7 protein-coding genes are annotated in these 4,050 nt (G+C 66.8%); 3 read left to right on the top strand and 4 right to left on the bottom strand.

The genetic code is table 11. The annotated features are described in order from the left end of the window. Positions 1–757, bottom strand: a 757-nt coding sequence (locus JHC81_RS13975) for a thiamine pyrophosphate-dependent enzyme (RefSeq protein ID WP_292175689.1), incomplete at its 3' end; no start/stop codon positions are given. Between the two features lie 148 nt (positions 758–905). On the opposite strand from JHC81_RS13975, the gene JHC81_RS13980 reads away from it, so the two are divergent. From JHC81_RS13980 to ccmB, 3 genes are read left to right on the top strand one after another with little or no spacing between them, the layout of a single operon-like run. Further along, positions 906–1,394 carry an Lrp/AsnC family transcriptional regulator gene (locus tag JHC81_RS13980; protein ID WP_292175691.1) on the top strand — a complete coding sequence of 163 codons (489 nt, stop codon included), beginning with the start codon at positions 906–908 and terminating at the stop codon, positions 1,392–1,394. Between the two features lie 41 nt (positions 1,395–1,435). After that, positions 1,436–2,035 (top strand): heme ABC exporter ATP-binding protein CcmA, encoded by a 600-nt coding sequence (gene ccmA / locus JHC81_RS13985; protein WP_292175692.1) that lies wholly within the window; start codon positions 1,436–1,438, stop codon positions 2,033–2,035. Next, entirely contained in the window at positions 2,032–2,697 is a 666-nt protein-coding gene (ccmB, locus tag JHC81_RS13990; protein ID WP_292175693.1) for a heme exporter protein CcmB, read from the top strand. The genes ccmA and ccmB overlap by 4 nt, the downstream gene beginning before the upstream one ends. Before the next feature lie 40 nt (positions 2,698–2,737). Here the strand turns inward: ccmB and JHC81_RS13995 are convergent, their stop codons facing one another. The 3 genes from JHC81_RS13995 to JHC81_RS14005 all read right to left on the bottom strand — a co-directional run bounded on the left by JHC81_RS13995 (position 2,738) and on the right by JHC81_RS14005 (position 3,853). Continuing rightward, on the bottom strand, positions 2,738–2,935 hold the full coding sequence (locus tag JHC81_RS13995) for a hypothetical protein (protein ID WP_292175695.1): 198 nt from the start codon (positions 2,933–2,935) through the stop codon (positions 2,738–2,740). A 117-nt stretch (positions 2,936–3,052) separates the two neighbouring features. After that, on the bottom strand, positions 3,053–3,274 hold the full coding sequence (locus tag JHC81_RS14000) for a hypothetical protein (RefSeq protein WP_292175697.1): 222 nt from the start codon (positions 3,272–3,274) through the stop codon (positions 3,053–3,055). 60 nt (positions 3,275–3,334) lie between these two features. Beyond that, positions 3,335–3,853: a hypothetical protein gene (locus tag JHC81_RS14005; RefSeq protein ID WP_292175699.1), complete on the bottom strand. Its 519-nt coding sequence runs from the start codon at positions 3,851–3,853 to the stop codon at positions 3,335–3,337. Between the last annotated feature and the right edge of the window lie 197 nt (positions 3,854–4,050).

The following is a 4,050-nucleotide window of genomic DNA, read 5'->3' on the forward strand; positions in this document are numbered from 1 at the left end:
CCTGGAAGGAGCTGATGGCCCACTGGTTGTTGACGATGTTCAGGATCACCGGCGCGCGATAGACGGCGGCGAAGGTCAGGGCGTTGTGGAAGTCGCCCTCCGCCGTCGCGCCGTCGCCGATCCAGGTGATGGCGATCTTGTCATCACCCTTGTAGGCGCTGGCCATGGCCCAGCCCACGGCCTGGGGAACCTGCGTCCCCAGATTGCCGCTGATGGTGAAGAAGCCATAGTCCTTGGCCGAGTACATGATCGGCAGCTGGCGGCCTTTGATCGGGTCCGCCGCATTCGAATAAATCTGGTTCATCATGGTCGCCAGCGGATAGCCGCGCGCGATCAGAAGCCCCTGCTGGCGATAGGTCGGAAAGCCCATGTCCTCGCGCGACAGGATCATGCCCTGCGCCACCGCGATGGCCTCTTCACCCGTGCACTTCATGTAGAAGCTGGTCTTGCCCTGGCGGTGGGCCCTGTGCATCCGGTCGTCGAAGGCGCGGGTCAGGATCATCGCCTTCAGGCCCTTCTTCAGGGTCTCGGCGTCCAGGCGCGGATTCCACGGCCCGACGGCCTGGCCCTGATCGTCCAGGACGCGCACCAGGCGAAAGGCGTGATCGCGCATGTCATAGGGCGCGGTCGAAACCTCGGGTCGGTCGACGGCTCCGGCCTCGTCCAGTTTCAGATGGCTGAAGTCGGTGGGGTCGCCCGGACGGCCCGAAGGCTCCGGCACGCGCAACGACAGGGGTTGGCTATTGGGCTTGTTCATTCCGTCCTGCTGTCCGGTTGATCCGACCGCGTTTTCCTCGTGATGGCCGTGTTAGCATGGGGCGCTGGCCAAGGCTCGCCCAATTTCACCTTGCACTCTGCGGTTCACGGGTATTTTATTGCCCTATAACAACAATGGGAGAAACGCATTGGCTGATGATCTCGATCCCGTCGACGCCCGCATCCTGGATATCCTTCAGCAGGACGCCGGACTGTCGGTCGCCGAAGTCGCCGAGCGCGTCGGCCTCTCAGCCTCGCCCTGCTGGCGCCGGATCAAGCGGCTGGAGGATACGGGCTTCATCAGGAAGCGTGTCACCCTGCTGGACGCCACCCTGCTGGGCCTGGATTTCGAAGTCTATGCCATCGTCAAGCTCAGCCTGCCCTCCACCGACAACCTGAACATCTTCGAGGCCGCCGTGGCCCAGTGGCCCGAGGTGGTCCAGTGCGCGACGATCACGGGACGAGAGGACTATGTTCTGCGGATCATCACCTCCGACATGCACGCCTTCGACCAGTTCCTGAGGAACAAGCTGCTCAGCCTGGGCATCGTCTCGGACTGCGAGAGCCACATCGTCACCCGGGGCGTGAAGAACGTCACCACCCTGCCGCTGGGCATCGTCACCCCTCACGTCGGCTGATCCAGGAATGACGCGGGCGAGGCCCTCATGCTGAGCGTGCCATGTTGAGCGTTTCCGGCCTGACGATCTCGCGCGGCGAACGGGTGCTGATCCGTGATCTGACGTTCGGTGTGGCCTCCGGCGAGGTCGTCGCCCTGACCGGGGCCAATGGCGCGGGCAAGACCAGCCTGTTGAGGGCCCTGGCCGGATTTCTGCGGCCCGACGCGGGAACGGTCGCCTACGAAGGTGTCGAGTTGTCCGAGGCACGGCGGCGGCATCTGCACTGGCAGGGCCCGCTGGATGGCCTGAAATCCGGACGCCGCGCGGGCGACGAACTGGCGTTTCAGGCGCGATATGCCGGGGCCGACGCGGACGGGATCGCCGCCGCCGTCGACCTGCTGGCCCTGACGCCCCTGCTCGATCTGGAGGTGCGCCAGCTGTCGGCCGGGCAGAAGCGCCGCCTCGCCCTGGCCCGGCTGATCGCCGCGCCGCGTCCGCTGTGGCTGCTGGACGAACCGCTCAGCCCACTCGACGCCCGCTGGCGCGCGGTCATGGGCACGCTGATCCAGGCCCATATCGACAAGGGCGGGGCCGTCATCGCCGCCGTCCACGACCCCTTGCCCGTCCCGGCCCGCACGCTCGATCTGGGAGGGGGACGGTGAGCGGCCTGCTGACCCTGTTCCGCCGCGAGCTGTCCCTGGCCTGGTCGGGCGGTGGCGGGCCGCTGCTGGCCTGCGGCTTCTTTCTGTGCCTGACGGTGCTGCTGCCGCTGGCGGCGGGCGGCGATCCGGTGGGTCTCAGGCCCGTGGCAGGCGGCATCGCCTGGCTGGCGCTGGCCCTGTCGTCGATCCTGTCGCTGGAGCGGTTGTTCGAGCGCGATCTGGAGGACGGCACGCTGGATCTGCTGACCCTGGGTCCGGTGCCGCTGGAACTGGTGGTCATCGCCAAGGCCAAGGCTCAGTGGCTGGCGGTCGGCTGGCCACTGGCCCTGACCGCGCCGGTCGCGGCCATCACCTTGGGCCTACAGCCGTCGCTGGCCCCGCTGGTCGCGCTGTCGTCCCTGATCGGGGGGCTGGGCTTTGCGCTGACCGGAGCGCTCGGCGCAGCATTGGCGCTGGGCTCAAGGCGCGGGGGCCTGCTGATCGCGGTGGTGATCCTGCCGCTGTTCATCCCGCCGGTGGTGTTCGGCGCAGGGGCCCTGGAGCGGGCCTCGAACGGCCTGTCTCCGCTACCGGCGCTCGCCCTCTTGGCGGCCTATGTGCTGTTCGCGGGCATCATCGCCCCGTTTGCCGGGGCCGCCGCGATCCGCAACGCGCAATCCTGAGCGCCTTGTCCTGAGCCTTTAGCCGCCTTGTCCTGAGCCTTTAGCCAAAGAGGGTCGGGCCGAAGACTGCGGCCATTGCCACCGCTCCACCGACCACGGCGACCACCGCCCCGGCCACGAAGGCGGCCCAGGTGCGGGCCGCGCGCTTGCGGCGGAAGGCGCCGGTCTTGACCGAACGCAGCAGGACCATGGGCTTCTTGCCGAAGGCTTCGGACCCGGTGATGTTGTGCTGGGACATGGACGCGCTCCCTCCTGAGAATGGACGAACGCGACCCAAGAGGGTCAGACAAGGCGAAACAAAGGCGAACAGGGTTCACAAACCGATCTGTGATCGGATGGACGGTTCGAGTGGCGATCAAGGAGGCGGCAAGTTCAACGCTTCGCTAAATACCATGGCCCCCACGCCCACGCAGAACGCGACAGCGAACACTGCAGTCCCCATCAAGACCTTACGACTGAACCCTTTGTGCTCAGCCCGCTTCTGAAAGCGTGCAAACCACATCGGCATGAAGTGCCAGAATGCCCATGCCCAACCCAGCACGCCGACAATCCACGCGCCGAGGAACACCAGTTGCAAGATGTCTCTGGCGAAGATCAGCGATCGCTCAGACATCATAAGTCGCCCGTTTCAGGGACGCTACAGCGTTACCGGCACCCGGCGCCCGCCGCGCGTCTGGACCCGCTGCATCAGGACGATGGGGTCGCCGCCTGCGCTGACGGTGGCGATAACGAACCACTCCCCGTCGGGCAGACCCTCATAGGCGAAGCGGTTGTTGGCGCATGTCGCCTGACGCACATAGGAGCGATAGTCCCCGTTCGGATCGGGCACATTGCGCGAGCGCACGACCGAGGCCGGCAGCGCCGCACGATCCGTCGACCCGTACAGCGTCTGGAACCGGTGGCGAGTGTAGGGCGTCACCGGCGTCAGCACGACCGAGCCGGTGCAGGCAAAGGCCTGGCCGTCGCGGCGATAGTCGACCCGACCGTCGATCGACGCCGGGCCCGAACGTTCCGACCAGGCGAAGTCCGCCGCGCTGAAGGTCGAGGACATGGCCCCGCCATAGACCGGCCCCATCGGCGCGGTGGCACAGGCGCTCAGGCTGGCGACCGCTGCGAGGGCGATCAGAGGACGGGCGAACGGCTTGAGGGCGGACATGGGCGGGTCTCCGTAAGCGTGCGACTGGGCTGGCGCACAGAAGGCCCAAAGGGGTCGAAGGTCAAGGTTGCGGCCCGCCTTCCGCTGGGTCAAAAGCGGGCATCAGTCCGGCGTCAGACCGGACAGCAGGGACACCCCATGAGCGTAAGTTTCGATGACATCCTGGCGGCCCGCGACCGTATCGCCGGTCAGGTCGA

This window comes from Brevundimonas sp., assembly GCF_016463295.1.
Classification (GTDB): domain Bacteria; phylum Pseudomonadota; class Alphaproteobacteria; order Caulobacterales; family Caulobacteraceae; genus Brevundimonas.